The following is a 3522-nucleotide window of genomic DNA, read 5'->3' on the forward strand; positions in this document are numbered from 1 at the left end:
GCGGGGCGCGGCGTCGATCGTCGCCGGGCTCCGCGTGCGGCCCCCTGCGAGAGCAGGTGCAGCTACGCGGGTCGGGTCGGGCGGCGGGTGAGGGCGGCGATGCCGAACTCGAAGGCCTCGTCGGCGTCCGCCGGGCCCGCGGCGAGGATCTCCAGGCGGACCAGCTCCGCGCGGTTCTGCTCCTCGGCGACGAACCCCAGGACGTAGTGGACCACCGCTCGCGCCGCCCATCCCGCCTCGCGCGGACGCAGGCCCGCGAACAGTGTGGGGAGCTGCTGGAGGGCGGGGAGGGCGTCGGGGCGGAAGGCGTGGACGAAGGAGACGACCTCGGCGCCGTCCCGGGCCCGGAGCAGCGCCGCGCGGAGCTCGCGGGCGGCCTGGCGGGGGTCCGTGGTCGGCCCGGGAACGCCGTCCAGGATCCGGGCCGCGATCTCCGCGAGCATCTCCTGCTTGCTCGGCACGTGGTAGTACAACGCCCCCGGCTGCACGCCGAGGCCCTGGGCGACCCGCCGCATGGACAACCCGCTCAGACCCTGCTCCTGCAGCACCGCGTATGCCCCGGCGACGACCTGTTCCCTGCTCAGCGCCACCCGACCAGTCTCACGGGCGACGGGTCTTGCCCGACGGGCAGGGCCGCGGCTACCGTTTGAACGGTGTTCAAAACCTTCGACGACCTGGCCGACCAGCAGCTCGCGGGCGGCGTCCTCGACCGGGCCGACGCCCAGGCGCTCCTCGCGGCCGCCGACGAGGACGTGCTCGCCCTCGTCGCCGCCGCGGGCCGGCTCCGTCGCACCCACTTCGGCACGGCGGTCAAGGTCAACTACCTGGTGAACCTCAAGTCCGGGCTGTGTCCGGAGGACTGCGGGTACTGCTCGCAGCGGCTGGGCTCGACCGCGGAGATCCTCAAGTACTCGTGGCTCGAGGAGGACGAGGCCGTCCGCCAGGCCACCGCCGGGATCGAGGCCGGGGCCGCGCGGGTGTGCCTGGTCGCGAGCGGTCGCGGGCCGAGCAACCGGGACGTGGACACGGTGGCCTCCGTGGTCGGGGCGCTCAAGGACGCGCACCCGACGGTCGAGGTCTGCGCCTGCCTGGGCATCCTGAAGGACGGTCAGGCGGAGCGGCTGCGGGAGTCCGGGGTGGACGCCTACAACCACAACCTCAACACCGCCGAGTCCCGCTACGCCGACATCTGCTCCACCCACGACTACGCGGACCGGGTGGACACCGTCGAGAAGGCCAAGGCCGCGGGGCTCTCGCCGTGCTCCGGGCTGATCGTGGGCATGGGCGAGACGGACGACGAGCTGATCGACGCGGTCTTCGCGCTGCGCGAGCTGGACAGCGACTCGATCCCGATCAACTTCCTGATGCCCTTCGACGGGACCCCGCTCGCGGGCACCTGGGAGCTGAGCCCGCTGCGTGCGCTGCGGATCCTCGCGATGGCCCGCTTCGCCTGCCCCGCCACCGAGATCCGCATGGCGGGCGGCCGCGAGATGCACCTGCGGACGTTGCAGCCGCTGGCTCTGCACCTGGCCAACTCGCTCTTCCTCGGCGACTACCTGACCAGCGAGGGGCAGGCCGCGAAGGCGGACCTCGAGATGATCGCGGACGCGGGCTTCCGGGTCCTCGGCGCCGCCGCCGAGCAGGAGCGCGAACCCCTCGCCGTCCGGCAGCGCGGAGCGGGAACAGCGTTGGCGCCCAACGCATGAGCACCCTCCTCGAGCGGGACCGCGGCCTGCTCTGGCACCCGTACGCGGCCCTGGACGGTCCCTCGCCGTACGCCGTCACCGCGGCCGCGGGCACCCGCCTGCGGCTGGAGGCGGCGGACGGCACGCGCTTCGACGCCGTCGACGCCATGAGCTCGTGGTGGTGCGCGATCCACGGCTACCGCAACCCCGTGCTCGACGACGCGGTGCGCGAGCAGGTCGGCCGGTTCAGCCACGTGATGTTCGGCGGCCTCACCCACGAGCCCGCGATCCGCCTCGCCGAGCAGCTGGTCGCGCTCGCCCCGGAGTCGCTGCGCCACGTGTTCCTCGCCGACTCCGGCTCGGTGTCGGTCGAGGTCGCGCTCAAGCTCGCGGTGCAGTACCAGGCGGCGACCGGGCGGTCGCGGCGTCGCCGGTTCGTCGCGCTCCGCGGCGGCTACCACGGCGACACGACCGGCGCGATGGGCGTGTGCGACCCGGAGGACGGCATGCACGCGCTGTTCCCGGGGCTCGTCGCGGAGCAGGTGTTCCTGCCCCGCCCGCCGGCCTCGCTGTCCGATGTGGACGACTGGGTCGCGGTCGCCGAGCAGGTGGTCGCGGCGCAGGCGGACACGGTGGCGGCGATCGTCGTCGAGCCGGTGCTGCAGGGTGCGGGCGGCATGCACGCCTACCGCCCGGAGTGCCTCGCCGCACTGCGCCGGATCGCCGACGAGCACGACCTCCTGCTGATCGCGGACGAGATCGCGACCGGGTTCGGCCGCACCGGCCCCCTGTTCGCCGTCGGATGGGCGGACGTCGAGCCCGACGTCCTGTGCGTCGGCAAGGCGCTGACCGGCGGGTATCTCACGCTGGCCGCGGTGCTGTGCAGCAGCGGCGTCGCCGAGACGATCACCCGGTCCCCCCAGCGCGCCCTGTTGCACGGCCCGACCTTCATGGCCAACCCGCTCGCGTGCGCCGTCGCCTCGGCGTCGCTGGACCTGCTCCCGACCTCCCGCGCGCGGGTGCCCGGGATCGAGACCGAGCTGCGCGCGGCGCTGAAACCCGCCGCCGACCTCGCCGCGGTACGCGAGGTGCGAGTGCTCGGTGCGGTCGGCGTCGTGCAGCTCACCGGGCCCGTGGACGTCCCGGCGGTGACCCGCGCCGCACTCGACCGCGGGGTGTGGGTGCGACCCTTCCGCGACCTCGTCTACACGATGCCGCCCTTCGTCGCGGGATCCGAGGACGTCGCGACGATCGGCGCCGCAGTCGTCGGTGCGGTGGCGGAGGTGCACGGCTGATGGGTGCGGTCGACGAGTGGCTGGCCGCGGCGGCGGAGCGGCGCGAGCGTGCGGACGTCGTCCGCGCCACGGACGTCCGACGGTCCCGTGTGGACCTGGTCGACCTGGCGTCGAACGACTACCTCGGTCTCGGCCGGGACCCCCGGCTCCTGGCGGCCGGGGCGCAGGCGCTGCGGGATCAGGGGGCGGGTGCCCGGGCCTCGCGGGTCGTCACCGGCACGACCCCCGCGCACGTCGAGCTCGAACGGGAGCTGGCCCGGCTCACCGGGCAGCCCGCCGCGCTGGCCTTCTCCAGCGGGTACACCGCGAACATCGGGCTGCTCACCGCGCTCGGCGACCCGGACACCCTGCTCGTGTCCGACGCCCACGTCCACGCCTCGATGGTCGACGGCGCGCGGCTCTCGCGCTCGCCCGTCGCGATCTGTCCGCACGCCGACCTCACCGCGCTCGCCCGGCTGTTGCGCGAGCGGCGGCAGCCGCGGGCCGTGGTGGTCGTCGAGTCGATCTACTCGGTCCTCGGGGACGCGGCCGACCTGGCGCGC

4 protein-coding genes are annotated in these 3522 nt (G+C 74.5%); 3 read left to right on the top strand and 1 reads right to left on the bottom strand.

Annotation, left to right across the window (positions count from 1 at the left end):
* Positions 1-62: 62 nt before the first annotated feature.
* Complete coding sequence (locus H5J29_RS25530) at positions 63-590, bottom strand: TetR family transcriptional regulator (protein ID WP_181783566.1); 528 nt, start codon at positions 588-590, stop codon at positions 63-65.
* A 63-nt stretch (positions 591-653) separates the two neighbouring features.
* Here H5J29_RS25530 and bioB point away from each other — a divergent pair, with 63 nt between their 5' ends.
* The 3 genes from bioB to H5J29_RS25545 all read left to right on the top strand — a co-directional run.
* Positions 654-1706 (top strand): biotin synthase BioB, encoded by a 1053-nt coding sequence (bioB, locus tag H5J29_RS25535; RefSeq protein ID WP_181783567.1) that lies wholly within the window; start codon positions 654-656, stop codon positions 1704-1706.
* On the top strand, positions 1703-2980 hold the full coding sequence (locus H5J29_RS25540; protein WP_181783568.1) for an adenosylmethionine--8-amino-7-oxononanoate transaminase: 1278 nt from the start codon (positions 1703-1705) through the stop codon (positions 2978-2980). The genes bioB and H5J29_RS25540 overlap by 4 nt, the downstream gene beginning before the upstream one ends.
* Positions 2980-3522 (top strand): aminotransferase class I/II-fold pyridoxal phosphate-dependent enzyme (locus H5J29_RS25545; RefSeq protein WP_181783569.1); only part of this gene is annotated, 543 nt, incomplete at its 3' end. The genes H5J29_RS25540 and H5J29_RS25545, both read left to right, overlap by 1 nt.

It is taken from the genome of Pseudonocardia pini (assembly GCF_013870575.1).
In the GTDB taxonomy this organism is placed as follows: Bacteria; Actinomycetota; Actinomycetes; order Mycobacteriales; family Pseudonocardiaceae; genus Pseudonocardia; species Pseudonocardia pini.

Excerpts from the sequence above, each read along its gene's own strand:
- H5J29_RS25540 (WP_181783568.1), top strand. The coding sequence starts at position 1,703 with ATGAGCACCCTCCTCGAGCGGGACCGCGGCCTGCTCTGGCACCCGTAC.